Origin of the sequence: Erythrobacter sp. BLCC-B19, assembly GCF_028621955.1 — a bacterium.
Classification (GTDB): Bacteria; Pseudomonadota; Alphaproteobacteria; order Sphingomonadales; family Sphingomonadaceae; genus Erythrobacter.
This window is the reverse complement of sequence record NZ_CP117516.1, coordinates 3581824-3607050: the sequence shown is the minus strand read 5'-3', so window position 1 is coordinate 3607050 and position 25227 is coordinate 3581824. Positions and strand designations below refer to the sequence as shown.

The 25227-nt window shown below is 65.7% G+C and carries 20 protein-coding genes; 10 read left to right on the top strand and 10 right to left on the bottom strand.

Translation table 11 applies throughout. The features are described from left to right. Positions 1-103 precede the first annotated feature (103 nt). Complete coding sequence (locus tag PS060_RS16995; RefSeq protein WP_443112426.1) at positions 104-1270, bottom strand: FAD-dependent monooxygenase; 1167 nt, start codon at positions 1268-1270, stop codon at positions 104-106. A gap of 110 nt (positions 1271-1380) precedes the next feature. On the opposite strand from PS060_RS16995, the gene PS060_RS16990 reads away from it, so the two are divergent. Further along, positions 1381-3465 (top strand): protein-disulfide reductase DsbD, encoded by a 2085-nt coding sequence (locus PS060_RS16990; protein WP_273984687.1) that lies wholly within the window; start codon positions 1381-1383, stop codon positions 3463-3465. On the opposite strand, the gene PS060_RS16985 is transcribed toward PS060_RS16990, so the two are convergent. Genes PS060_RS16985 through uvrB form a run of 3 tightly spaced genes read right to left on the bottom strand, consistent with a single transcriptional unit; the run spans position 3451 to position 7792 of the window. Then, positions 3451-4041: a hypothetical protein gene (locus PS060_RS16985; RefSeq protein WP_273984686.1), complete on the bottom strand. Its 591-nt coding sequence runs from the start codon at positions 4039-4041 to the stop codon at positions 3451-3453. The two genes, PS060_RS16990 and PS060_RS16985, sit on opposite strands and share 15 nt — an antisense overlap. Further along, positions 4041-5549 carry a S10 family peptidase gene (locus PS060_RS16980; RefSeq protein ID WP_273984685.1) on the bottom strand — a complete coding sequence of 503 codons (1509 nt, stop codon included), beginning with the start codon at positions 5547-5549 and terminating at the stop codon, positions 4041-4043. Before PS060_RS16980 ends, PS060_RS16985 begins: the two co-directional genes overlap by 1 nt. Before the next feature lie 47 nt (positions 5550-5596). Further along, a complete protein-coding gene (gene uvrB, locus PS060_RS16975; RefSeq protein WP_273984684.1) occupies positions 5597-7792 on the bottom strand; it encodes an excinuclease ABC subunit UvrB in 2196 nt (731 codons plus the stop codon). 109 nt (positions 7793-7901) lie between these two features. On the opposite strand from uvrB, the gene PS060_RS16970 reads away from it, so the two are divergent. Further along, on the top strand, positions 7902-8435 hold the full coding sequence (locus PS060_RS16970) for a DUF3617 domain-containing protein (protein ID WP_273984683.1): 534 nt from the start codon (positions 7902-7904) through the stop codon (positions 8433-8435). Between the two features lie 81 nt (positions 8436-8516). Continuing rightward, complete coding sequence (locus tag PS060_RS16965) at positions 8517-9353, top strand: esterase/lipase family protein (protein WP_273984682.1); 837 nt, start codon at positions 8517-8519, stop codon at positions 9351-9353. A gap of 12 nt (positions 9354-9365) precedes the next feature. Here the strand turns inward: PS060_RS16965 and PS060_RS16960 are convergent, their stop codons facing one another. Together PS060_RS16960 and PS060_RS16955 are read right to left on the bottom strand one after the other, a co-directional pair. Next, positions 9366-10397 (bottom strand): hypothetical protein, encoded by a 1032-nt coding sequence (locus PS060_RS16960; RefSeq protein WP_273984681.1) that lies wholly within the window; start codon positions 10395-10397, stop codon positions 9366-9368. A gap of 31 nt (positions 10398-10428) precedes the next feature. Then, a complete protein-coding gene (locus PS060_RS16955) occupies positions 10429-11064 on the bottom strand; it encodes a hypothetical protein (RefSeq protein WP_273984680.1) in 636 nt (211 codons plus the stop codon). A gap of 266 nt (positions 11065-11330) precedes the next feature. Here PS060_RS16955 and PS060_RS16950 point away from each other — a divergent pair, with 266 nt between their 5' ends. The 5 genes from PS060_RS16950 to PS060_RS16930 all read left to right on the top strand — a co-directional run bounded on the left by PS060_RS16950 (position 11331) and on the right by PS060_RS16930 (position 16164). Next, complete coding sequence (locus PS060_RS16950; protein ID WP_273984679.1) at positions 11331-12761, top strand: circularly permuted type 2 ATP-grasp protein; 1431 nt, start codon at positions 11331-11333, stop codon at positions 12759-12761. A gap of 16 nt (positions 12762-12777) precedes the next feature. Then, positions 12778-13722, top strand: a complete 945-nt coding sequence (locus PS060_RS16945; protein ID WP_273984678.1) for an alpha-E domain-containing protein — start codon at positions 12778-12780, stop codon at positions 13720-13722. Then, positions 13719-14579 (top strand): transglutaminase family protein, encoded by an 861-nt coding sequence (locus tag PS060_RS16940; protein WP_273984677.1) that lies wholly within the window; start codon positions 13719-13721, stop codon positions 14577-14579. The genes PS060_RS16945 and PS060_RS16940 overlap by 4 nt, the downstream gene beginning before the upstream one ends. 76 nt (positions 14580-14655) lie before the next feature. Further along, positions 14656-15402: a proteasome-type protease gene (locus tag PS060_RS16935; protein WP_273984676.1), complete on the top strand. Its 747-nt coding sequence runs from the start codon at positions 14656-14658 to the stop codon at positions 15400-15402. 141 nt (positions 15403-15543) lie between these two features. Then, the gene (locus tag PS060_RS16930) at positions 15544-16164 is read left to right on the top strand and encodes a response regulator transcription factor (RefSeq protein WP_273984675.1); all 621 of its coding nucleotides are present in this window, start codon (positions 15544-15546) and stop codon (positions 16162-16164) included. 153 nt (positions 16165-16317) lie between these two features. On the opposite strand, the gene PS060_RS16925 is transcribed toward PS060_RS16930, so the two are convergent. The 3 genes from PS060_RS16925 to putP form a co-directional block, all read right to left on the bottom strand. Then, positions 16318-17049, bottom strand: coding sequence for an extensin family protein (locus PS060_RS16925; protein ID WP_273984674.1), 732 nt, complete (start codon positions 17047-17049; stop codon positions 16318-16320). 91 nt (positions 17050-17140) lie between these two features. After that, positions 17141-17536, bottom strand: a complete 396-nt coding sequence (locus PS060_RS16920) for a VOC family protein (protein ID WP_273984673.1) — start codon at positions 17534-17536, stop codon at positions 17141-17143. A 146-nt stretch (positions 17537-17682) separates the two neighbouring features. Then, positions 17683-19146 carry a sodium/proline symporter PutP gene (gene putP, locus PS060_RS16915; RefSeq protein ID WP_273984672.1) on the bottom strand — a complete coding sequence of 488 codons (1464 nt, stop codon included), beginning with the start codon at positions 19144-19146 and terminating at the stop codon, positions 17683-17685. Between the two features lie 254 nt (positions 19147-19400). On the opposite strand from putP, the gene PS060_RS16910 reads away from it, so the two are divergent. Continuing rightward, positions 19401-20246 (top strand): outer membrane protein, encoded by an 846-nt coding sequence (locus PS060_RS16910; RefSeq protein ID WP_273984671.1) that lies wholly within the window; start codon positions 19401-19403, stop codon positions 20244-20246. Positions 20247-20364: 118 nt separating this feature from the next. Here PS060_RS16910 and typA read toward each other — a convergent pair whose 3' ends face one another. Then, a complete protein-coding gene (gene typA / locus PS060_RS16905; protein WP_273984670.1) occupies positions 20365-22197 on the bottom strand; it encodes a translational GTPase TypA in 1833 nt (610 codons plus the stop codon). Positions 22198-22617: 420 nt separating this feature from the next. Here typA and PS060_RS16900 point away from each other — a divergent pair, with 420 nt between their 5' ends. Then, entirely contained in the window at positions 22618-25197 is a 2580-nt protein-coding gene (locus tag PS060_RS16900; RefSeq protein ID WP_273984669.1) for a TonB-dependent receptor, read from the top strand. The last annotated feature ends 30 nt before the right edge of the window (positions 25198-25227 follow it).

Below are 25227 nucleotides of genomic sequence, written 5' to 3'. Positions count from 1 at the left end.
CCCCACCCGGCCACCAATAGTACCACTATGTTATGGTGGCCGGGTGGGGAGGCGGGGCGGGAGGTCTGCGCCACCGATAGGTGGCCGCCAAACAATACGCGCATCAACCCCGCAGCAGTTCCGGCAGATCGCCCGAAACCCCGCGCGCCTCGTCCATGAAGAACTGCTTGAGCATCGGCGTGCGCTGCACCGCTGCCATGCCCAGCCGCCGCACCGCGCTCGCCGTCTTGCCGGGGACGCCGAACAGGCGGGTGAGGCCGTCGGTCGCCAGCGCCACCATGAAACTGTCGAGCCCGCGCCAGTTCTCGTAACGCTTGAGCAATTCGGGATCACCCGGATCAAGCCCCAGCCGCGCGCCTTCCGCCAGCACTTCGACCAGCGCGCCGACATCGCGCAGCCCGAGGTTCAGCCCCTGTCCGGCAATCGGGTGGATGCCATGCCCGGCATCGCCGATCAGCGCGAGGCGTTCGGCGGTGATCTTGGCGGTGTGGTGGAAGCCCAGCGGATAGGACGAACGGTGCCCGACGGTGAGCACGCGGCCCAGCACCCCGCCCATGCGCTTTTCGACTTCGGCGAGGAACGCGCGGTCGCCCAGCTTGGTAACGCCCGCCGCATCGCTTTCCGACACGGTCCAGACCAGCGATGACCGATGGGTGCCATCGGCATCGTCGTTCAGCGGCAGCAGCGCAAACGGCCCGGCGGGGTAGAAGATTTCCCAGGCGACATTGCCGTGCGGCTTTTCATGGGTGAGGCCGCAGATGATCGCGCGGTGCTGGTAGTCCCACTTGGCAATGGTGATCCCGGCGGAATCGCGCGTCGGCGACTGGCGGCCCTCGGCGGCGACCATCAAGCGGCCCTTGAACTTGCGCCCATCGGCAGTGATCGCGGCCACCCCATATTCGGAGCGCTGGCGTCCCACCACCGTCGCGAGCGACGTCCATTCGATCAACGGCTCCTTCGCCGCCGCCTCGAACAGGGCGAGGCGCAACCGGCGGTTGGGGAACATCCGGCCCAGTGTGCCGTCGCCCTCGCCGGGGACGAAATCGAGGCGGCCGGGCTTGTTCTGGTCGGTCACCGCGATGGCAGCGATGTCGCAGGCGAATTGTTCGAGCCCCTCGGCGATCCCGATATTCTCGAACAGGTGCCAGCTCGCGGTCGAGATCGCGGTGGCGCGGTCGTCAAAGCCCTCGGCGGTGAGTTCGGCGGGATCGGCGCGGTCGATCACGTGGCTCGACAGGCCCTTCTTCGCCGCCGCCAGCGCCAGGGTCATGCCGACGAGGCCACCCCCAAGGATCACCAGATCGCGGGGATTGTCTGTTGTTGCTGTCACCTTGCGCGCTCCGATTGCGAACCTGTCGTGCCAAGCCTAGAGGGTAGCCGGTGCACCGCGCAAGAATCTTCCCCCAGTTGACCCGACAATTCGCTGCATGGGTGCTTGCGCTCGTCGCAAGTGTGCTGCTGGCGCTGCCCGCCGCCGCGCAGCCACGGCCTTTGCCGCCGACGCCGCTGTTCGGATCGGACAAGATCCCGGTCGAGCTTTACGCGGCGGGCGCTCCGGTCGAGGGCAAGGCGTGGCTGTTGGCGCTGCACTTCACCCCCAGCGCGCCCGAATGGCACGGATACTGGTCGAACCCCGGCGATGCCGGGGCGGGGATGAAGCTGAAGCTCGACCTGCCGCCCGACTGGGAAGTGGGCGAGCCGCTCTACCCTGTCCCGCACAAGCTGGTGCTGGCCGGGCTGATGAACCACATCTACGAAGGCCCCTACACTATCCTCGTGCCGGTGACCCCGGGGCCGAGCGTGAATCTGATGGATATGGGGCCGGTCAAGGCGAGCGTCGATTATCTCGCCTGCTCGGATGTCTGCGTGCCGCAGCACGCCGATCTGGTCGCGCGCAGCGGCGGGGATTTTGCGCGGTGGAGGGCCGAGATTGCGCCGCTGCTCGATGCGCGGGCGAGTTTTGCGATCGAGCGGCAGACCCTGCGCATTGCCATTCCGCTGCCGCAAGGCATGGCGCTGGCCGATCCGCACGTGTTTGTCGCCAACGAACGGCTGGTCGCCCACGCTGCGCCGCAGGTGTTCCGCCGGGTGGGCGACTGGCTGGTGGCCGAAATTCCGCTCGACAAATATGGCACGCGCGAGGCGGCCGGGCTGGCGGGCATCCTGTCCTTCGGCGAAGGCGCGGGCGGGGTGCGGTTCGTCGCCGATCTCGGCACGGTGCCGGTCGGGGGCGAGCTGGTTGCCGGAACAGGCGCGGCCCCGGCTGCGGGCGCGCCGCTATGGACGCTGATCCTCGGCGCGCTGGCGGGCGGGCTCTTGCTCAACATCATGCCCTGCGTCTTCCCCATCCTCAGCCTCAAGGCCATCGCGCTCGCCCGCGCCGGCGAGAGCGAGGCGCAGGCGCGGGCCGAGGGGGTCGCCTATACCGCAGGCGTGGTGATCGCCTGCCTCGGCCTTGGCGCGGTTCTGCTGGCGCTGCGCGCGGCGGGGGAGCAGGTCGGCTGGGCGTTCCAGTTGCAGGAGCCGGGCGTGGTGGTCGCGCTGCTGGTGCTCGCCGCTGTCATCACCGCCAACTTTGCCGGGCTGTTCGAACTCCCGGCGATTTCGGTGAATATGGGGGGCGAGAAGACCGGCGCCTTTGCCACGGGGCTGCTCGCGGCCTTTGTGGCGACACCGTGCACCGGGCCGTTCATGGCGGCGGCGCTGGGCGCGGCGTTGCTGCTGCCCGTGCCGCAAGCGCTGCTGCTGTTCGGGATGCTCGGGCTGGGGCTGGCGCTGCCGTTTCTGCTGCTCGGCTTCGTGCCCCCCTTGCGGCGGATGCTGCCCAAGCCCGGCGCGTGGATGGAGCGGTTCCGCCGGATCATGGCGCTGCCGATGGCGCTCACCGCGCTGGCGCTGCTGTGGCTGACGGTGCAGCTGGGCGGCAAGCCTTTCGGCCTCATCGCGCTGGTGCTGGTGTTCGGCGTGGTGGCGGCGCTGTTTGTGGTGGGCAGGCTGCAACGCGCCGGCAAGATGGCCTGGCCCGCCTTCGGCCTCGTCGCCGCGCCTTTCCTCGCCTTTGCGCTGATCGGCCTGCCCTCGGTCTATGAGGCCAAGGCCGCGCGCGCGCATCAGAGCATCCTCGCCAGCAAGCCCTTCAGCGCCGACGCGCTGGCCGCAGCGCGGGCATCGGGCAAGCCGGTGTTCCTCTATTTCACCGCCGACTGGTGCATCACCTGCAAGGCCAACGAAGCCGCCGCGATCGAGCGCGAGAGCACCCGCGCCGCCTTCGAGGCAGCGGGTGTGCAGGTGCTTGTGGGCGACTGGACGGTGAAGGATGAAGCGATCACCGCTTTCCTGACGCAGCAGGGCGCAGCGGGCGTGCCGCTCTATCTGTGGTATGCGCCGGGCGCGGCCAGCCCCGAGCAATTGCCGCAGGTGCTCGCCCCCGGACTGCTGGAGCAGCGCGCCTCAGGGGATCGGTGACAGGACCGGCTCCGGCATCGGTTCCGGAATCACCACCGGCGGCGGGATAGGCGCGCCCCGGCACGCCGTCACCAGTTCCATCGGCAGCGGGCTGGGGTTGAGCCTGACCAGCCCCGCACCCGGCACGGTCACCGTCGCCTCGCGTTCGGGCTTCAGCGCGTCCCACTCGGGCCGCAGGGCAGGGGCCTCGCCCTGCCACAGCACCCGCCCGGCAACCTCTCTCGCATCGACCGGGAAGCGCCCGATATAGCCATTGCCGATCAGCGCCAGCAGCGCCGCCGCGCCGCTATCGGCCGGAGCGTGGCGGGTGATCCGCAGGCTAGCATCAGGCGCGGCGGGCCGCTGGCACTCGATCGAGACCATCACCGGCTGCCCCGGCACGCCATAGACCAGCCGCTGCGGGTTGTCGGTCGCCGCCCATATCGCGCCGCGCGTATCGGGCGAGGGCAGGGGCGCAGACGCGCCGCCCGCCGGGGCCAGCAGCGAGACCCGCGCCATCGCCGCATCGGTCGGCGGCGGCTTGCACCCCGCCAGCGCCCCGATCAACGCACCTGCCATCACCAACCGCGTGCGCATCACCGGGCGCGGATGAATTCGCGGATGTCGGCGGAAAGCTTCGCGCGGTCCTCGTCGCGGATATACATCATGTGGCCCGCGTCATAATATTTCCACGTGATCCGGTCCTGCGGGATGCCGTAGCGCTTCAAAGAGTATTCGGCGCCGAAGAAGGGCGTGGCGAAATCGAACCAGCCTTGCGCGTTGAACAGCCGCAGCTGGCTGTTCTGGCGCAGCGCCTGCCCGACCAGCGGGGCGACGTTGAGATAGGACGAACGGCCCGATCCATCGAGGCTCCAGTCCCAGTTGCGCCCCGGCTCGCGCCCGATCGACTGGTATTCGCGGTCGGTCTTGTAGCCCAGCGTCTCGCGCGCCCAGCTGTTGATCGCGGCGGTATAGCCCGCGTCGATGCCGTAGAAGCTCGGGTCGTTATCGGGATATTCGCCGGCATTGTCGTAATCCGTGCCGGTGTAGCGCGAATCGAGCCGGCCCACGGTCAGCCCGCGATCACGCAGCAGTTCCTTGTAGAACCGCTGGTCGGTGACGCGCAGATTGGCCTGATCGAGATAGGTCTCGGAAAGGCCGGTCAGGCGCGACAATTCCTTGCGCACGGCGGCCCGCTCGGCCTCGGGCAAGTCCTGCCCCTTGAGCAGCGCGGTGGCGAAAGGCCCGATGGCAAACCGCCGCGCTTCTTCGGCCACGGCCGCAGCCGAGGCGCCTTGCACCTTGCCGTGATACCACGCCGCCGTCGCCATGTTGGGGAGCATCACGACATAGGCCATCTCGTTGCCCGGCGTCGTATCCTCGGCGCCGAAATCGAGGATGGTCGAAATCAGGATCAGCCCGTTGAGGCCGACGTCGTTGAAGGTGCTGCCCTCCAGCTCGTCGGCGAGCATCGCGGTGCGGGTGGTGCCGTAGCTTTCGCCGCCGATGATCTTGGGGCTGTTCCAGCGGCCATTGTCGTTGATCCAGCGCCGGATCACCTTGGCAACCGCGCGGGCATCCTGCCTGAGGCCGTAGTATTTCTTGGGATCGGTGCCCTGCGTCAGATGGCTGAAGCCGGTGCCCGGCGGGTCGATGAACACCAGATCGGCGACATCGAGCAGGCTGTCGGGGTTGTCGAGCAGCGGATAGGGCGGCGCGCCGTCATCTTTCGCGTCCGAGGGGATCGCCACGCGCTTGGGCCCGAAAGCCCCCATCTGCAACCACACCGAGCCCGAACCCGGCCCGCCATTATAGATGAAGAACACCGGGCGGGTCGGATCGGCGGGGGTCTTCACATAGGAGGTGGTGACGATCACCGCCTCGGCCTTGCCTGCATCATCGGTGAGGATGGTGTCGGCAATGGTCGCCTTGAAGGCAATGCGCTGCCCCCCGAAGGTGCCGACAAGATCGCGGCTGCGGGTCTGCGCTTCGGGCGAGGGCGCGGTCTTGGCCGCCGCCTCCTTGGGCGCATCCTGCGCGGTGGTGGGTGCGGTGAGGGCGAGGGCGCTGGCAGCGGCCAGCAGCGCGATGAATCGGGGGCTCATGGGGGTAGGGGAGTGGCAGGGTTGCGGGGCGGGTTCAAGGGGCGGGACTAAGGCTTCCCACCCATCTTCTTGTACCGCGTCTTGCCATAGCGGGTCTTCCTCGTCCCCGGCTTGCCTTCGTTGCTCCGCCCCACGATCGGCGCGCGTTTCTGGTCGTCCGGCAATCCGAGTTCGTCCGCTTCCAACCGCCGGATTTCGTCGCGCAGGCGACCGGCTTCCTCGAACTCCAGATTCGCCGCCGCGTCGCGCATCCGCTTTTCAAGGTCTTCGATGTAGCTTCTGAGGTTGTGCCCGACGAGGTTGTTGCGCTCGTCATCGCCCGTGTCGACCAACACGCTATCCTGCGCCGCCGTGTGGGCGACGATGTCGTGGATGTTGCGCTTGATCGTCTGGGGCGTGATCCCGTGCTCTTCGTTATAGGCCTGCTGCTTGGCGCGGCGGCGGTCGGTTTCGGCGAGGGCGCGCTCCATCGATCCGGTGATGCGGTCGGCGTAGAGGATCACGCGGCCATCGACGTTGCGCGCGGCGCGGCCGATGGTCTGGATCAGCGAGGTTTCGGAGCGCAGGAAGCCTTCCTTGTCGGCGTCGAGGATGCACACGAGGCCGCATTCGGGGATGTCGAGGCCCTCGCGCAGCAGGTTGATGCCGACCAGCACGTCATAGACCCCGAGGCGCAAATCGCGGATCAGTTCGATGCGCTCCAATGTCTCGACGTCGGAGTGCATATAGCGCACGCGCACGCCCGCCTCGTGCATGAATTCGGTGAGGTCTTCGGCCATGCGCTTGGTGAGCGTCGTCACCAGCGTGCGGTAGCCCAAGGCAGCGGTCGCCTTGCACTCGGCGATGCAGTCCTGCACCTGATCCTCGACCGGGCGGATGGTGACGGGCGGGTCGATCAGGCCCGTGGGGCGGATCACCTGTTCGGCGAAGACCCCGCCGGTCTGCTCCATCTCCCAGCCGCCGGGGGTGGCCGAGACCGCGAAGGTCTGCGGGCGCATCGCGTCCCATTCGTTGAACCTCAAGGGCCGGTTGTCGATGCAGCTTGGCAGGCGGAAGCCGTACTCGGCGAGCGTCAGCTTGCGCCGATGGTCCCCGCGCGCCATCGCGCCGATCTGCGGCACGGTCTGGTGGCTTTCATCGACGAACAGGAGCGCGTTTTCGGGGAGGTATTCGAACAGGGTCGGCGGGGGTTCGCCCGGCAGGCGGCCGGTGAGGAAGCGGCTGTAGTTCTCGATCCCCGCGCAAGAACCGGTGGCCGCGATCATTTCCAGATCGAAATTGGTGCGCTGTTCCAGCCGCTGGCGTTCGAGCAGCTTGCCCTCGGCTTCCAGTTCCTTGAGCCGTTCCTCCAGCTCGAATTTGATCGCGGCGGCCGCCTGCTTCATCGTCGGGCCGGGCGTCACATAGTGCGAATTGGCATAGACGCGCACCTTCTCCAGCGCAGCGCCCTTGGTGCCGGTCAGTGGATCGAATTCGCTGATCGCCTCGATCTCGTCGCCGAAGAAACTGACACGCCAGGCCATGTCCTCGTAGTGCGAGGGGAAAATCTCGAGGCTGTCGCCGCGCACCCGGAAACACCCCCGCGTGAAGGCGGCATCGTTGCGCTTGTATTGCAGCGCCACCAGCTTGCGGATCAGCTCGCGCTGGTCGACGCTTTCCCCCACCTTGATGTCGAAGATCATCGCCGAATAGGTCTCGACCGAGCCGATCCCGTAGAGGCACGACACGGAGGCGACGATAATCACGTCGTCGCGTTCGAGCAGCGCCCGGGTGGCCGAGTGGCGCATCCGGTCGATCGCCTCGTTCACGCTCGATTCCTTCTCGATATAGGTATCCGAGCGGGGCACGTAGGCTTCGGGCTGGTAGTAGTCGTAGTAGCTGACGAAATACTCGACCGCGTTCTCGGGGAAGAAGCTCTTGAACTCCCCATACAACTGCGCAGCGAGGATCTTGTTGGGCGCAAGGATCAGCGCGGGGCGCTGCAAGGTCTCGATCACCTTGGCCATGGTGAAGGTCTTGCCCGAGCCGGTGACGCCCAGCAGCACCTGAGTCTTCTCGCCCGCCAGCGCGCTCTCGCACAATTCGGCAATCGCGGTCGGCTGGTCGCCTGCCGGTTCATAGTCCGACATCAGCTTGAACGGGATGCCGCCCATCGACTTGTCGGGGCGGGCGGGGCGGTGGGGGACGAAATCGGCGCCCGTTTCGGGCTCGTCCAGTCCGCGGCGGATCACGAGTTCGGCCATCGCGCTTCTATGGGGAACAAAGCGGGCACGCGCAAGGCGGGCGCGCTTTTGGGTGGCACGTTTCGGCGCGAATGCTGCTATGCTCGCGGCAACACGAGGAGAGATCGTCATGAAGCATATCACCATCATCGCCGCCGCCGGAGCCATGCTGCTTGCGGGATGTTCGGGCGGGACGGCCGATGCCGACGGGGACGGTGAAATCACCGCCAAGGAAGTGGCCGACAAGTCCAAGGCGGAAGGCATCAAGCCGGAGCCGGGCCTCTACAAGTCGACCATCACCATGACCGAACTCGATGTCCCGGGAATGCCCGCCGAGATGAAGGGGCATGGCGCCGGGCAGGTCATCACCACCGAGGACTGTCTCACGCAGGAAGAGGTCGACAAGGGCTTCGAAGAGCTGATGAAGCAGGGCCAGAACGGCGAGTGCAGCTATGAGACCTTCAATCTCAACGGCGGCAAGTTGGACGCGGTGATGGTCTGCAAGTCGCCCGAGGGCAGCGCGCGCATGACCATGAGCGGCACCACCTCTGCTACCTCAAGCGAGTTCACGGCCGAATCGAAGATGAACTTCGAAGGCATGGGCGAGGCGACGCTGAAGTTCACCGGCAAGCATGAACGGATCGGCGACTGCAAGGCGAAGTAACCGCCAGCGCGAATATGTCGGATTTGTTACGCGTGTGACATTTCATGGAACATTCATCCGGATTGTGGCTTCAGTCCGGATATGGCCCAACTGCGATTCATCCCGGAACGTTCCCCTGAACGTCGGCGCCTGCCCGCCCCGCTGATCGCAGCGGGCGCGCAGGCGCAGCAGGCCTATGCCGCGAGCCAGCTGGCGCGGCGGCTGGCGCTGGCGCGTGAGGTGATCCCGCAGGAGCACGAGGCGGGCAAGCCCCGGCTGGTTCGCCTTCTGGGTGAGGCCGACATTTTCCTTGAACCCCTGCGCCGCCCGCGCCGCAAGGTGGCGGTCGCGCCGAGCGACAACCGGCAGGTGGTGATGATCATCCCCGGCTTCGGCACGCGCCCATCGCGGATGCGCTATCTGGCGCGCCACATGGAGGCCGCCGGCCACATCGCCAAGCGCTGGGGGCAGGGCCGCAACTGGGGGCCGAACCCCGAACGCTTCGAGCAGATCGAGGCGCGCCTTGCCGAGCTGTATGCCCGCCACGGTCGCAAGGTGGTGCTGGTCGGCTGGAGCCTCGGTGGTCTCTATGCGCGCGAGTTGGCCAAGCGCCAGCCGGAGATGGTCGCCAAGGTCATCACCATGGGTTCGCCCTTCAGCGGCTCCCCGCGCGCCAACAATGTCTGGCGCGCCTACCAGTTCATCACCGGGCACTCCGTGGACGCCCCGCCGGTCGAGGCCGAGCTTGCGGTCAAGCCTCCGGTGGAAACTGTCGCGCTGTGGAGCGCCAATGACGGAGTCATCGCCCCGCGCTGCGCTGCGGGCCGCGCCGGCGAGCGCGACCGCGCGATCCCGCTGCGCTGCACCCACATGGGCTTCACCTATGATCCGCAGGTGATCAGCACGCTTCTGGCCGAGCTGGAAACGACGCGGGTGTGAGCCTGCTGCGCCTCAGCCTTGCGGGTTCGCCTGCGCGAGGATGAAAGCGACCTTCGAACGAACCCCGGCCGAGCGATCCTCGCGGAACGCTTCCGCCAGACGCGCCAGATCTGCGTCCCCCGAGCCATGTTCGATGATTGCCGCAAGTGCCACCTTGCGCACCGCGGTTGCGCCATCGGCAAGGCCGGTGCGAATGGCGGCGGCGCGATCAGCTTCGATGGTCAGCGCCCTTCGCTGCACCGTTGGCCGCCGCCCCATGATCCCCATCGGCTTATCGATCCAATAGCGTTCGTGCGGGCCATCGCCCCAGCTGACATAGCCGTTGGCGAGGGCCTGCACGGCAATTGCGCGCACGCCGGGGACCTTCGCCTGCGCAGCCAGTAGCGCCAAGTGCTGGTCGATCCATGGCGACCTCAGAATAGTTCTCAGCCAGGAGGGGAGAGGGCCGCTGCGCTGCGCGGAGAGCTGCGCCACAATCCGCTTGGCCACCGAGGGGCGGGCGGCGACAGCCTCGAGCGCCATGCGCTCGGCATCGGACCATCGCCGCCACGTCGCGCGCGCCCGCGTTGTTTCGAGCAGGAAAGCGGCAAGAATGTCGGGATTGGTGCGCGGCAGGCAGCGCGCCATGGCCGCCTGCGCGCTGCGCCGCACTTCATCCACCCAGTCATTCCCGCGCCACGCCAGCGCGGCGGCGAGAAAGGGGTTGGGGGCGGGGCCCGACAGCCGATCAAGCGCTGCCTGGCGCACGAAGCCGTCGCGGTGGAACAGGAACAGGACGGCAAGGCCGGGGACCCTGCCCAGCAGTTCCGCATCCTCTTTGTGTCCGAGCACGAGCCGCTCGAACCGGCTCAACGGCTTGTGCCGCGGCCACAGGTTCGCGGCCCATGCAATCGCCCCGTCGGCATCGGCGATCGAGCCCGGAGCCTGACCAGCCGTCGCGGCGATGAAGTCAGCCACCGGCCCGGCCAGATCGCTCCCTGCCGCGCGGGCGGCGGCGTAACGCTGGGCGGCAGCAAGCAGCGGCGGTGTAAGTGCCTTGGACATTCCTTAGCTTAGACACGGGGCACGGGGGCAGCTAGAGCGGCGCAATCAATTGGCAGAAATCATCGTTGGCCGCCTGCGCGCGCGCCTCGCGCATGAACAGGCCCTGATACCAGCCGTATGCCTGCGGATCATTGCCAAGGGCTTCGTAATTCGCCTCGAACCAGGCCCTCGGTTCCTGCCCTTCAGGCACCGGATTGGGTAGTGCATCGAGGAAGGCGTTGTAGTTGTCCAGTCGCGCCATCAGCGCCGCTTCGCCGCCCGGCTCGCCCTTCCAGAACGCGATCGCCACGCGGTTTGCGTAAACCTCGCCATCCCAGAACGCCTGATCTTTCTCCCGGCCATTGGCCGATGCAGCAAAATGGCCGAGTTCGTGCGGAACCAGCAGCGAGTTGAATACCTCGGCGAATTGCCCCTCCGGGGTCAGGCCGAGCGTGCCCTGCGCCGCCCAGGCGGCCATCATGCCCTGAATCGGAGGCGGCATCTCGCTCCAGCGGGAAGCGTGGATCGAACGGTCGTCGAAATAGAACGCGATCAGCGTCGGACGGCTGTCGACCACAACGCCGGGCGTGTAGGGCAGCGTCTGGCCGCAGTCCTTCGCGCGGGCCATGAAGCGCGCCGTGATCGCCTCCGCACCGGCGCGAACCGGATCGGTATCAGCGGCCTGCACCGGCGCCGCCGTCAGCACAACCGGCAAGGCTGCAAGGGCGGTGAAGAGATGAAAAACGCCTGATTTGAAGAGCTTTCCCATAAAACCGACGATACCCCCTGATGTAGCGGCTGAGCGCTTTGCCTTGGCTAGGCGATGACAGCCTGCCACACAATCCCATTGCCGAGCGGATCAACTCGGCCCCGATCTACGTCAAATACCCCACCCGCTTTCCTTTTGCGAAAGCGCGGCTAAGGTGGCGCGACTAAGTCATTCTGCGGGGGTTGATGCAGGGTCGGGGCAGCAATTTCGACGAGATGTTCGACGAGGCAGGCAATACGCGCCCTGCCTATGCCGAATATTGCAAATGGTATGGCGAACAGCCGCCCGAGTTCCTGCGCCGCAAGAACCGTGAGGCCGATGATGCGTTCCGCCGCACGGGCATCACCTTCAACGTCTATGGCGAGGATGCGGCAGAAGAACGGCTGATCCCCTTCGACATGGTGCCGCGCATCATCACCGCTGCCGAGTGGCGCAAGCTGTCGCGCGGGATCGAGCAGCGGGTGCGGGCGCTCAATTCCTTCCTCTATGATCTCTATCACCGGCAGGAGATCGTGCGCGCTGGCCGCCTGCCCGAACGCCTGCTGCGCGGGAACGATGCGTGGCTTGCCAATATGGTGGGCTTCACCCCGCCCGGCGGCATCTACACCCATATCGTCGGGATCGATCTGGTGCGCACCGGGCCGGACGAGTTCTTCGTGCTCGAGGACAACGCGCGCACGCCTTCGGGCGTGTCTTATATGCTTGAAAACCGCGAGACGATGATGGGGATGTTCCCCGATCTGTTCAGCCGGGTGGCGGTGGAGAGCGTCTCGAACTACCCGCGCCGCCTTGCGCGCAGCCTCGCCGCCTGCGTTCCGCCCGCCTTCACCGGAGGCAAGCCGACGGTCGCGGTGCTGACGCCGGGGATCTTCAATTCGGCCTATTTCGAACACGCCTTTCTTGCCGACCAGATGGGCGCAGAGCTGGTCGAGGGCAGCGATCTGCGCGTCACCGATGGCCGGGTGCAGATGCGCACCACCAGCGGCTACAAGCCGATCGACGTGCTCTATCGCCGGGTCGATGATGAATTTCTCGATCCGCTCACCTTCAACCCGGATAGCGTGCTGGGCGTGCCGGGGATCATGGATGTGTACCGTTCGGGCGGGATCACGATTGCCAATGCGCCGGGCACGGGCATTTCCGATGACAAGGCCATCTACAGCTTCATGCCCGAGATCGTCGAGTTCTACACCGGCGAGCGGCCCCTCTTGCCCAATGTCCAGACCTGGCGCTGTGCGGACAAGGACTCTCTGGCCTATGTGCTCGACAATCTCGCCGATCTGGTGGTCAAGGAAGTCCACGGGTCTGGCGGATACGGGATGCTGATCGGGCCGACGTCATCCCGGCGCGAGATCGCGGCGTTCCGCGAAAAGCTGATGGCAAAGCCTGAGAACTACATCGCTCAGCCCACGCTGTCGCTGTCGACCTGCCCGATCTACACCGCCAAGGGTCTTGCGCCCCGGCACCTCGACCTCAGGCCTTTCGTGCTGGTCAGCCCGGAAGGCATCGACATCACGCCCGGCGGCCTCACGCGGGTGGCGCTGAAGAAGGGATCGCTGGTGGTCAACTCTTCGCAGGGGGGCGGCACCAAGGATACCTGGGTGCTGAAGGACTGATGGTGGGGGACGCACAATGCTAGGCCGCACCGCCAACAGCCTGTTCTGGATGTTCCGCTATCTCGAGCGGGCCGAGAACACCGCCCGCTTGCTTGAGGCCGCCTTGCGCATGGCGCTCACCCGCGATCTGGTGACCGCCGAGGCTGAATGGCGCTCGGTGATCGCGACGCTCGGCCTCCAGCACGCCTATGAGGCGGCGCATGAGGCCTATGATGGCGCCTCGGTCTGGAACTTCGTGCTGCGCGGGCCTGCGAACCCCGGCAATGTCCGCAATATGTTCGGCGCGGTGCGATCCAACGCCCGCGCGGCCCGCATCAATATTTCCTCGGACGTGTGGGAGGCGGTCAACGAGAACTGGATGAAGCTCGACGCGATGCTCGCCCGGCCTGTGGGGCAGACGTCGGTGGGCGATGTGCTGGGCGCGATCCGGCGCGCGGGCACGCAGGTGCACGGCGCTTTCGACGGGTCGATGCTGCGCGACGAGGGCTATCACTTCAGCCGCGCGGGCACCTTCATCGAACGCGCCGACAGCACGGCGCGCATTCTCGACATGAAGTATTTCCTGCTGCTGCCCTCGCTGTCCTATGTCGGGTCGAGCCTTGATACCGGGCAGTGGGAGCAGGTGCTGCGCTCGGTCGCGGGGGCGCGGGTCTATAGCTGGCTCAATGCCGGGCAGATCGAGGCGCGCGGGATCGTGGAGTTTCTGGTGCTCGACGACCGCTTCCCGCGCAGCCTCGCCTTCTGCCGCAACGCTCTGCGTGACAATCTCGCCGCGCTCGCCCGGATGCATCGCGAGGAAGGCCGTGCGGTTGCGCTGATGCGTGACGCCGACACCCGCATCAGCCACCTCACCGTCGATCAGATCTTCGAGGCCGGGCTGCACGAATTTCTGGTCGATTTCCTCGCCCGCAACGCCGCCATCGCGCAGGCGATTGCCGGGGATTACCGGTTCCACGCATGAGCAAGCTTACTCTCTCGATCCGCCACACCACCCACTACGCCTTTGCCGAGCCGGTGGTGCACGCGCTCCAGCGGCTGCGGCTGACGCCCAAGGAGACCCAGGGCCAGCGCATCGGCCAGTGGTCGATGGTGCTCGACAATGCGCGGGCCGAACTCGAATATGACGATCAGCATTTCAACCACGTCACCCTGATCAGCCTCACCCCCGGCGCGCGCGAGGTGACGGTGACCTGCGAGGGCGTGGTTGAGACCGAGGACAATGCCGGGGTGATCGGCCGCCATTCGGGCCACCTGCCGCTGTGGAGCTTCCTGCGCCAGACTCCGCTGACCCGGCCGGGGGCCAAGCTGCGCGCCCTGCTGCGCGAGGCGGCCGGGCCAGCCGACAGCGCACCGCTCGACTTCCTCCATTCACTCTCGGCGTTGATCCGGGAGAGGATCACCTACGAAACCGGCCGCACCCATGCCGCGACCACTGCCGAGGAGGCCGTGGGTCACGGCTTTGGCGTGTGCCAGGATCACGCCCACATCTTCATCGGCGCGGCGCGGGCGAGCGGAATTCCGGCGCGCTATGTCAGCGGCTATCTGCTGATGCACGACCGGATCGATCAGGAAGCCACCCACGCCTGGGCCGAAGCCCATGTCGAAGGGCTGGGCTGGGTCGGGTTCGATGTCTCCAACGGGATCTGCCCCGACCCCGGCTACGTCCGTGTCGCGACCGGCAGCGACTATCGCGATGCCGCCCCGGTGACAGGCATCAGCATCGGCGCGTTCGAGGAAGCGCTGACGGTCGGCGTTGCGGTCGCAGTGCAGAACCCGGCAAGCCAGACCCAGAGCCAGCAGCAGCAATCCTCGCAATAGCCGGCAGGGCTTTGCGCTGCCGCTCGCATCGCGCTAGGGCGCGCAGCACGGCTGGGACGGGGAAGAGGATTTCGGCATGACCTATTGCGTTGGCATGGTGCTCGAGCGTGGTCTCGTTCTGATGAGCGACACCCGCACCAATTCGGGCGTCGACAACATCTCGACCTTCCGCAAGCTGTTCCACTGGCAGGTGCCGGGCGAGCGGATGATCGCGGTGATGACCGCGGGCAATCTGGCCACGACGCAGGCGGTGATCAGCCAGCTTGAGGAACGCACCAAGGCGCCGGCCGAGCGTGACAACACGCTGCTCAAGGGGCCGACGATGTTTCAGGTCGCCACCGAAATCGGGCGGCTGCTGCGCTCCACCATCGAGGAAGTGCAGCGCGAAAACGGTGACACCGGCAAGGGACGTTTCACCGCGACCATGATCGTCGCCGGTCAGATCAAGGGGATGCAGCCGCGCCTCTTCATGATCTATCCCGAAGGCAATTTCATCGAAGCGAGCTGGGACACCCCCTTCTTCCAGATCGGCGAGACCAAGTATGGCCGCCCGATCCTGATCCGCGGCTATGAGCGGGGCATGAGCTTCGAGGATGCAGTCAAGCTGATGATGGTTAGCTTCGATTCGACCCTGAAGGCTAACCTGTCAGTCGGATTGCCGCTCGATCTGCTGGTGATCGGCAAGGACGACTTTGCCCCGACGCATGAACATCGCGTGACCGCCGAGGATGAGTATTTCGACACGATTTCATCGGGTTGGGGCGATGCTCTGCGGGCGGCGTTCCATTCGCTGCCGCCCTATCGGTTCAGCGATGACGCGTAGCCGCTTTCCCTGATCTGGCTCCAATCCGGATCAAAATAGCCGTTTTAAAATATACACTTAGATGCGTCTGGATATGGTAAATCCTCCGGATTGGGGGCGCTCTTGCGTGAATCCCGCAAGGGGTTGGCGCAGACACCTCACATGACACGCAAAGCCTCACTCCACTTCATCGATTCGTGCAGCCGCCAACGCGCCGAACTGGCCCGGGTAGGCTTTGCACTGGGCCACCACTGCGAGGTCTATGGCGACCTCTCCGAACTGGCGGTCCACCCGCCGCGAGAGGGGATCATCATCGCCCGCGACACGGCGGAAGAAGGCGGGGTCGGCATGATTCTCGACCGACTGGGCCGGCTCGGCATCTGGCTGCCGCTGATCGCGGTTGATGTGCAGCCCCGCCCGGGCCGCATAGTCGAGGCGATCAAGGCCGGTGCTCTGGACTATCTTGCCCTGCCGCTCGATCCGGAACGCTTCACCCGCTGCCTGATGCGGATCGAAAAGGAAGCCGAACAATTCGGCGCCGCCCGGCGTCGCATGATCGAAGCGCGCGACCGAATCTCGACCCTGTCGGCGCGCGAACGCGAAGTGCTCGACTGGCTGGCCGAAGGCAGCAGCAACAAGGCGATCGCCCGCGAACTCGACATCAGCCCGCGCACGGTCGAAATCCACCGTGCGAACATGATGACCAAGCTCGGCGCGCGCCACGCGGCTGAAGCGGTGCGATTGAAACTGGAGGCGAAGCTCGAACCGAAATTGCGGGCCTGAGCGCCAAGCGCGATTGTCCGGCACATCCTGTCCCCCTGGGATGCCAGACAGCCCGCAAACAAGGTTCCCACCGGCTTTGCTTATGAGCGGCTCCGGCGCTGATTATGCAGCAGGTCGGGGCCGCTTTTTTCGTAATGACGACGGTGCCCGCAGTCAGCGGCAGAACTTGGCGCCGGTGCCTTCGAGGTGAAAGTGATCCTCGTGCGCGGCGTTGTATTCCGGGCCAAGCACCGTGCCGAACCGCTTGCACGCGCTCTTGTGCACCACCCGCAGGAACTCGCGCGTGGCCGCATCGCCGCCGTCCCAATCGCGCTTGAGCACGATCCGGCGGCCATCGGCGAGGATAAAGGCCGACACGTCGATCGCCTCGGCGCGGGCGTGGGCTGAACGCACATCGGTGCCGGCAACGTTTCGGCAGCTATAAGACCCCATCGTCTCGATCCGTGCCACCGGGCTGCCGAGGATCTGGCGCGCGGCGCGATCCACGCCAAAGCGCGCCCAGTCGCCAAAGGCCTTGGCGACACCGCAGCGAACCGGGCCGAGATTGCTGATGCTCATCGGTGCGCTATCGCTGGCCAGCGCCATCAATTGCACGGTGCCCAGCTTGTTGCATCCGGGTGCGGCATAGGTATCGGGCAGGGGGTCAAAACGCGCTCCAGTGGCACCAAGGTCGGCAAGGCACCCCGCCTCCTCGCCCCGCGGCACGCGGCTTTGCGGGGCGGAGGCAACCGGAACGGCTGGGCGGGCCGGGGCGCGGGCGCTGAGACTGGCGCTGCCGGGCGCAGCGCTGCTGCCGCCACCGCCGGGGATCAGCGATCCGCACGCCCCCAGCATCAGCGAGGCTGCCATCAGCGTAACCCTGCGAATCTGATCCTTGGCCGTCATGGCTAAGGATTATCCCGCAGGAATGGTTAACGCTCCGACAACGTCATGGGGTAATCGTCCATGAACAACGACCTAGGTGAATGTCCGAGGGTCAGGGCAGGCTGTCTTCGACCTGCTCCCACAGTTCGATCTTTACCCCGTCGGGGTCGAGCAGCCAGGCGAACTTGCCATAGCCCTCGTCCGCCTCGTCCAGCACCTCAACCCCTTTGGCGCGCAACATGGCGACGAAACCGGCGAGATTGTCGACCCGCAGATTGATCATGAAGCCGCCCTTGCCGGGCTTGATGTAGGCATCGTCGGCAAAGTGGCTGATCAGCGAGTAGGGGTGCTGACGCGGCTCGTCCGCCCAGGCGAGCTGCGGGCCGTATTCGCCGTCGATCCCCAGCACCTCGCGATACCACGCACGGGTCGCCTCCGGGTCTTTGACCACATAGAAGATGCCGCCAAGGCCTGTAACCCTCGGCCCCTGTCCCGCTTGTATCGTCATGCCCTGTCCTCCCCGCGGGGATCATGCCCCAAGGTGCGACCGGAGGAAAGGGCGCAAGGCCCGCCGCGCGCCCGAGTTTGGAGGGGGTGGGGGAAGGTGCGGCGGAAGGCCTTGCGCAGCGATCTTCGCTGCCGCCCGCTGGCCGGTTACACCGCTGCGCGCGATTTTGCCGTGGCGAGGCTCACGACAATGATCGCCAGCATCGACGCGGCAAACCCCGGCACGATCTCGTAGAGGCCGGGGCCGCCGAGGAATGTCTTGTTCCACCCCAGCACGATCCACCCGGCGACCACGCCCGCGCCCGTCACCAGCCCAGCGACCGCGCCCGCGCCGGTCATGCGCTCCCATGTCAGCGCCAGCAGGATCAGCGGTCCGAAGGCAGCGCCAAAGCCAGCCCAGGCGTTGGAGACAAGGCCCAGAACCTCGCTGTCGGGGTCGGCAGCGATCACCAGCGCCGCAGCTGCGACCAGCGCGACCGACAGGCGGCCGATATTGACCGCCTCGCGCTCGCTCGCATTGCGGCGCAGGAACAGGCGGTAGAAATCCTCGGTCAAAGACGACGAGGAGACCAGCAGCTGCGAGGCGATGGTGCTCATGATCGCGGCCAGCAGCGCGGCATAGAGGAACCCCGTCACGGCCGGATGGAACAGCAGTTGGCTGAGGATAATGAAGATCGTCTCCGGATCCTCGACCACAAGCCCGTTGCCCTCGGCATAGGCGCGCCCGGCAAGGCCCACAGCGACCGCGCCGATCAGCGAGATGATCATCCATCCCATCCCGATCATCCCGGCGCGCGGCACGTTCTCCACCCGGTCGATCGCCATGAAGCGCACGATGATGTGCGGCTGGCCGAAATAGCCCAAGCCCCACGTCACCGCGCTGATCACGCCAATCAGCGTCGCGCCTTCGGTCAGGCTCAGGAACCCGGCCTGCGGGACAGCGGAAAGAGCGATGGAGTTGCCACTGTCCGACAGGATCACCAGCGGCATCACCACCAGCGCCACCATCATGATCATGCCTTGCACGAAATCGGTGAGGCTGACGGCAAGGAAGCCGCCGATCGTGGTGTAGACCAGCACGATCCCGGCGGTCAGCACGATGCCGAACATATAGTCCGACAGCCCCCCGGTCGGCAGCGCTCCGGCGAAAGCGGTCGCAAACAGCTTGCCGCCGCCGACCATGCCCGAGGCGGTGTAAACGGTGAAAAAGCCCACGATCACCACCGCGGAGGTGACGCGCAGCAGCGTGCCGCTTTCGGGAAAGCGGTTGGCGAGGAATTGCGGAATCGTCAGCGCATCGCCGAGCCGCTCGGTCTGTTCGCGCAGGCGCGGGGCGACGATGATCCAGTTGAGCGCCGCGCCGATGGTAAGGCCAATCGCGATCCACGCCTCCACCAGCCCGGCCGCGAACAGCGCCCCCGGCAGCCCCAGCAACAGCCACCCCGACATATCCGAAGCGCCGGCACTGAGCGCGGTCACCGCAGGGCCAAGGTCACGCCCCGCGAGCAGATAGCCCTCGGACGTGTTGCGGGTCTTGGCCCAGGCATAGATGCCGATGGCGATCATCAGCAGGAAATAGGCGGCAAGGCTGGCGAGCGTGTAGCTGTTCATGGGGCGGGGGTAACAAGCGTTTTTCGCGATTGCCACCCGTCCAGCCAAGTTTCCCCCTTTAGCCGCTCTTGGCAGTCACGCAGCGAAAGCTGTTTCACCGCATTCGAGGCACGGTTGCGGGATGGTGCGATGTGATCGCAAGACCAACCGAGCAACTTTCAAATCAAAAGTTTGATGGTCAGGCAAAGTCAGGCCAATGCCGATAAAACTTGCTGCAAGTTATGCAGCTTGTTCGAGAAAAATGGAGTCGAAATATGGCATTGATCAAGCACGTTTCACCGGCAATTGGTGTAACCGCATTGCTCATTTCATCGAGCGCTTTTGCTCAGGAAGATGAACCGTACTTTAACGGGCCTTATATCTCGGGCGCGATTGGTCTCGAGTCTGCGGCGGATAGTCGTAATGACTCGATCCTGTTCGATACGGATCAGGACGGCACATTTGGCGACACCGTGACCACCGCAGCCGGGGCCGATGCCTTTTCGCCGGGCTTCTGCGACGGGTCACCGGTTGCGGTGGGAGCAGCCGGATGCCGCGGCAATCGCCAGAACGAAGGCTATGCCTTGCGCATCGGTTATGACCGGCAACTCGGCAAGGGGCCGCTTGTGGCGGGGATTCTGGTGGAAGGCGCAAGGCCCGGACTTGAGGAATTCACCACCGGTTTCAGCACCACGCCTGCAACCTACACCTTCGGCCGCGAGATCGATTGGGCGGTGAACGGGCGCGCCCGGCTTGGCATTGCGCCGGGCGACGGACGCGGGCTGTTCTATGCCACCGGCGGGGTCGGCTATGCCCGCATCGATCACAGCTTTTCGACCAGCAATGGCGCAAATTCCTTCACGCCGGACAACGTGCGCGACTGGCAGTTCGGCTGGCAAGCGGGTGGCGGTGCGGAGCTGATGCTCACCCGCAATCTCGGCGTCGGCCTCGAATATCTCTATTCGAGCTACAACGACGACGATTACAATGTCGCAGTCGGGCCGGGCACTGCGCCGGCGACCAATCCGTTCCTGCTCGAATCGGGCGGCACGGATATGCGGCTATCGAATGACCGGTTCGATTACCATGCGCTGCGCGCCACGGTGAACCTGCGGTTCTGATCGCCATTTCAGGCGGTTCTAGGCACCTGCCTTGAAATGCCTGACCCCGCGCGGCTGTGGCTGCGCGGGGTCAGTTGCTTTGGGGATGGGCGAGCGGCGCCGATGGCGCTGCGCCAGATCAATCCTCCTTCTTGCGCTTGGCCTTCTTGCGTTCGTGCGGGCACAGCAGGGCCTTGCGCAGGCGGATCGACTGCGGGGTCACTTCGACCATTTCATCATCGTCGATATAGGCGATGGCTTGCTCGAGGCTCATGCGGCGCGGGGGGGTGAGGCGGATTGCGTCGTCCTTGCCGCTCGAGCGGATGTTGGTGAGCTGCTTGGCCTTCAAGGGATTGACTTCAAGGTCATCGGGCTTGGCGTTCTCGCCGATCACCATGCCTTCGTAGACCTTCATCTGCGGGCCGATGAACAGGGTGCCGCGCTCTTCCAGCGAGTTGAGCGCATAGGCCACCGCCTCGCCATCGCCGTTGGAGATCAACACGCCGTTGAGGCGACCTTCGATCGGGCCCTTGTAGGGGCCATACTTCTCGAACAGGCGGTTCATGATCCCGGTGCCGCGCGTGTCGGACAGGAATTCGCCGTGGTAGCCGATCAGCCCGCGCGAGGGGGCCGAGAAGGTGATGCGGGTCTTGCCCACGCCCGAGGGGCGCATTTCGGCCAAGTCGGCCTTGCGGCGCTGCATCTTCTCGACGACCGTGCCCGAGTGCTCGTCATCGACGTCGATCACGACGGTCTCGTAGGGCTCCATGCGCTTGCCGTCTTCCTCGCGGAACAGCACGCGCGGGCGGCTGATGCCGAGCTCGAAGCCTTCGCGGCGCATGGTTTCGATGAGGACGCCGAGCTGGAGTTCACCGCGGCCGGCGACTTCGAAGCTGTCCTTGTCCTCGGATTCCGTGACGCGGATCGCGACGTTGGTTTCGGCCTCGCGCAGCAGGCGGTCGCGGATCATGCGGCTGGTGACCTTGCTGCCCTCGCGGCCCGCAAGCGGGCTGTCGTTGACCGAGAAACGCATGGCGAGCGTCGGCGGGTCGATCGGCTGGGCGGCAATCGGTTCGGTGACGCTGGGGTCGCAGATGGTGTTGGCGACGGTCGCCTTCTCCAGACCCGCCAACGCAATGATGTCGCCTGCGCGGGCGATTTCGACCGGCACGCGCTCCAGACCGTCAAAGCTCATCAGCTTGGTCGCGCGGCCGGTTTCGATCACCTTGCCGTCCATGTCGATGGCGTGGATCGGATCGTTCACCCGGATCGTGCCCGACTGGACGCGACCGGTCAGCACGCGGCCCATGAAGTTGTCGCGATCCAGCAGGGTCGCCAGGAAGGCGAACTTGGCATCCGGATCGAGGCCGGGGGCCGGGACGTGCTCGATCACCTTGTTGAACAGCGGGGCCAGCGTGCCCGAACGCGCTTCGGCGTCCTCGCTGGCGTAGCCTTCGCGGCCCGAGGCGTAGAGCACCGGGAAATCAAGCTGTTCGTCATTGGCATCGAGGCTGACGAAGAGGTCGAACACCTCGTCGAGCACTTCCTGCGGACGGCCGTCGGGGCGGTCGATCTTGTTGACCACGACGATGGGCCGGAGGCCCAGCGCCAGCGCCTTGCCGGTCACGAACTTGGTCTGCGGCATCGCGCCTTCCGCGCTATCGACCAGCAGAATCACGCCGTCGACCATGCTGAGGATGCGCTCGACTTCGGCGCCGAAGTCAGCGTGGCCGGGAGTGTCGACGATGTTGATGCGGGTGGTTGCGCCGCCCTGTTCCCACTCGACGCTGGTGCACTTGGCGAGAATGGTGATCCCGCGTTCCTTTTCGAGATCGCCCGAATCCATCGCGCGTTCCTCGACCCGCTGGTTCTCGCGGAAAGTGCCCGATTGGCGGAACAGCTGGTCGACCAGCGTGGTCTTGCCGTGGTCAACGTGGGCGATGATCGCGATATTTCTGAGGGCGGACGACATTTTTGCGAAAACTTCCGGTGAAAGGCCGGGTGCGGGGCGCATCCGGGTGAAAAACATGGCGGGCGCTAGGGGCGGACCGCGTTAGGCAAGGTTTGTGGCGGGTTAGCGACAGCAACCGGACGCTACGGCAAGCGCCGCGCAAGGCTCCATGTGCTGCGATGCAACATCGCCGGCGCGCCTAGCAGGGGTGCGTCCAAGGGGCAAGCGTTGGGGCAACACCGAGGCCTTTGCCGAGGGCAAGCAGTGTGACTCTTGCGCAACAATTCGGCGATTTGCCCCTCAAAACTGCCAGCCTGCGGCTTGTGGCAGGGGCGCGGCTGGCTTATCACTCCGCGACACGACCACGGGAGAGAGCGCACTGGGACGGTGCGTGCCCGCAAAAGGGCACCGGGGTCGGGGGATTTTTGGAGAGGAGCTTCCATGCGTTCGACCTTCACCGGCTCTGCCGGCGCCTATCGATTCACCCTGCTTGCAGGGGCCGCCTGCCTGGCCATGCCCGGCGCGGCGCTGGCCCAGGACGGCGAGCCTGAAGTCGAGGCGCCCGAAAGCACCAACGTCATCATCGTCACCGCGTCCAAGCGCGAGCAGACCCTGCAGGAAACCCCGATCTCGGTGTCGGTGACCAGCGGCGAAGTGCTCGAACAGGCTCAGATCCGCGACGTGCTCGACCTTCAGACCGTCACGCCGTCGCTGCGCGTCAGCCAGCTGCAGAGCGCATCGGCGACCACCTTCATCATCCGCGGCTTCGGCAACGGCGACAACAACTTCGGGATCGAGCCCTCGGTCGGCGTGTTCATCGACGGCGTCTTCCGCTCGCGCTCGGCAGCTGCCCTGTCCGACCTTAACATGGTCCAGCGCATCGAAGTGCTGAACGGGCCGCAATCGACCCTGTTCGGCAAGAACGCGTCCGCGGGCGTGATCTCGGTCGTCACCAAGGAGCCGCAGTACGAATTCGGCGGCCAGGTCGAAGCCAGCTACGGCAACTATGATGCCATCGTGCTGCGCGGCGAAGTGACCGGGCCGATTGCCGAAAACGTCGCCTTTTCGCTCGATGGTTCTTACAACCGCCGTGACGGCTATGCCCGCATCCAGAACCTCAACACCGATGTGTCGGACCGCAACCGCTGGTCGGCACGCGGCCAGCTGCTGATCGAGCCGACCCCGGACTTCAAGATCCGCGCGATTGCCGATTATGCCGCGATCGACGAGACCTGCTGCCTCGTCTCGACCCTCGTTGCCGGGCCGACCGCGCCCGCGATCGTCGCGGTGGGCGGTGCGCTGGACACCAACTTCTTCAGCTACAACACCTTCCTCAGCCAGGAACCGCGCAACACCGTCGACAACTACGGCGGCTCGATCCAGGCCGACTGGAACACCGGCCCGCTGACCTTCACCTCGATCACCGCCTATCGCGAACTGAAGAACTTCCTCGATCAGGACGTCGACTTCACCAGCGCCGACGTGGTGACCGAAACCCGCGATCAGGAAGTCAAGACCTTCACGCAGGAACTGCGTCTGACCTCGGACTTCGACGGCCCGATCAACTTCCTGCTCGGCGGCTTCTACTTCGACGAGTCGATCCGGCAGGACAGCGCGCTGACCACGGGTGCCGACGCGCGCACCTTCTTCGCGCTGCTGGGCGGCAGCCCGACGCTGTTCAACGGCGTCGAGGCCGGTCTCGGCCTGCCCCAGGGCTCGATCTTCAGCCCCGGCCCGCTGACGGCGGAACAGTATTCGATGGACAACACCGCCTGGTCGGTGTTCGGCACCGTGGACTTCGAGCCGGCTGACGGCCTCGTCTTCACCGCCGGCTTCAACTACACCGACGACAAGAAGGACTTCTCGCTTGCGCAGCAGTCCTTTGACGAGCTGTCGAACACCAACCTCGTCGATGCCTTCATCACCGGCGCGACGCTGGCCAATCCGGCGCTGCCGGATGTGTTCACCCGTGCGCAGTTCCAGGCCCTGCCGACGGCCGTGCAGCAGCAGCTGCTTGCGGCAGCCACCAACCCGGCTACGAACCCGCTGCTTGGCCTGACCCCGTTCCAGTTCCAGCCGCCGTTCCTGACCATCCCGAACTCGGTCGAGCCGGGCCAGACCCGCGACGACAAGTTCACCTACCTGCTGCGCGCCGCCTATCAGGTGTCGAACGAGGTCAACATCTACGCGAGCTATGCGACCGGCTTCAAGGCAAGCTCGGTCAACCTGTCGCGGGATAGCCGTCCGGCGTTCGGCGATTTCATTCCGGGGCCGGGCCGTTCGGCCTTTGCCGCGCCTGCTTCGCCGATCACCAATGCCGGGCTGAACGTCGCCAACCTCACCACCGGTTCGCGTTTCGCCGGGCCGGAAAATGCCGAAGTCTACGAACTGGGCATGAAGGCGCAGTGGGATGGCTTCGGCTTCAACCTTGCGGTGTTCGACCAGACCATCAAGGGCTTCCAGAGCTTCCTGTTCACCGGCACCGGCTTCCAGCTGAACAATGCCGGTCAGCAGTCGGTGCGCGGCTTTGAAGTCGATGCGACGATCCGTCCGAGCGACAGCCTGGTGTTCACCTTCGCGGCGACCCACCTTGATCCGAACTTCGACAGCTTCACCGCCAGCCCGGTCGGCAACCTCACCGGCTTCCGCCCCGGCGGCATCCCCGGCTGGAGCATTGCGACCTCGGCAACCCACACGCTCGAAATCGGCAGCAACAAGCTGGTCACGCGTGTCGACTACGCCCATGAAAGCAATGTCGACATCAACAACGGCCTGCCGACCTTCAACGGCCCGGTGAACGCCCGCCGCGATCCGCGGATCTTCCAGCGTGAGACCAACCTGGTGAACGCCTCGATGATCTTCCAGCTCGAAAACGGTCTGGAAATCGGTGCCTGGGCGCGCAACCTGCTCAACGACGAGTTCATCATCACGGTGTTCGACGGCGTGGCGCAGGCCGGCACGGTTTCGGGTTACCCGAACCAGCCGCGCACCTATGGCGGCCTCGTGCGCTTCAAGTTCTGATGGCCTGACACGGGTCTGAAACGAACCTGA

Coding starts and splice junctions, on each gene's coding strand:
- PS060_RS16995 (WP_443112426.1), bottom strand. CDS start 1,270: ATGACCCTGGCGCTGGCGGCGGCGAAGAAGGGCCTGTCGAGCCACGTG.
- PS060_RS16985 (WP_273984686.1), bottom strand. CDS start 4,041: ATGCGCACGCGGTTGGTGATGGCAGGTGCGTTGATCGGGGCGCTGGCG.
- PS060_RS16980 (WP_273984685.1), bottom strand. CDS start 5,549: ATGAGCCCCCGATTCATCGCGCTGCTGGCCGCTGCCAGCGCCCTCGCC.
- uvrB (WP_273984684.1), bottom strand. CDS start 7,792: ATGGCCGAACTCGTGATCCGCCGCGGACTGGACGAGCCCGAAACGGGC.
- PS060_RS16970 (WP_273984683.1), top strand. CDS start 7,902: ATGAAGCATATCACCATCATCGCCGCCGCCGGAGCCATGCTGCTTGCG.
- PS060_RS16965 (WP_273984682.1), top strand. CDS start 8,517: ATGGCCCAACTGCGATTCATCCCGGAACGTTCCCCTGAACGTCGGCGC.
- PS060_RS16960 (WP_273984681.1), bottom strand. CDS start 10,397: ATGTCCAAGGCACTTACACCGCCGCTGCTTGCTGCCGCCCAGCGTTAC.
- PS060_RS16950 (WP_273984679.1), top strand. CDS start 11,331: ATGCAGGGTCGGGGCAGCAATTTCGACGAGATGTTCGACGAGGCAGGC.
- PS060_RS16945 (WP_273984678.1), top strand. CDS start 12,778: ATGCTAGGCCGCACCGCCAACAGCCTGTTCTGGATGTTCCGCTATCTC.
- PS060_RS16940 (WP_273984677.1), top strand. CDS start 13,719: ATGAGCAAGCTTACTCTCTCGATCCGCCACACCACCCACTACGCCTTT.
- PS060_RS16935 (WP_273984676.1), top strand. CDS start 14,656: ATGACCTATTGCGTTGGCATGGTGCTCGAGCGTGGTCTCGTTCTGATG.
- PS060_RS16930 (WP_273984675.1), top strand. CDS start 15,544: ATGACACGCAAAGCCTCACTCCACTTCATCGATTCGTGCAGCCGCCAA.
- PS060_RS16925 (WP_273984674.1), bottom strand. CDS start 17,049: ATGACGGCCAAGGATCAGATTCGCAGGGTTACGCTGATGGCAGCCTCG.
- PS060_RS16920 (WP_273984673.1), bottom strand. CDS start 17,536: ATGACGATACAAGCGGGACAGGGGCCGAGGGTTACAGGCCTTGGCGGC.
- putP (WP_273984672.1), bottom strand. CDS start 19,146: ATGAACAGCTACACGCTCGCCAGCCTTGCCGCCTATTTCCTGCTGATG.
- PS060_RS16910 (WP_273984671.1), top strand. CDS start 19,401: ATGGCATTGATCAAGCACGTTTCACCGGCAATTGGTGTAACCGCATTG.
- typA (WP_273984670.1), bottom strand. CDS start 22,197: ATGTCGTCCGCCCTCAGAAATATCGCGATCATCGCCCACGTTGACCAC.
- PS060_RS16900 (WP_273984669.1), top strand. CDS start 22,618: ATGCGTTCGACCTTCACCGGCTCTGCCGGCGCCTATCGATTCACCCTG.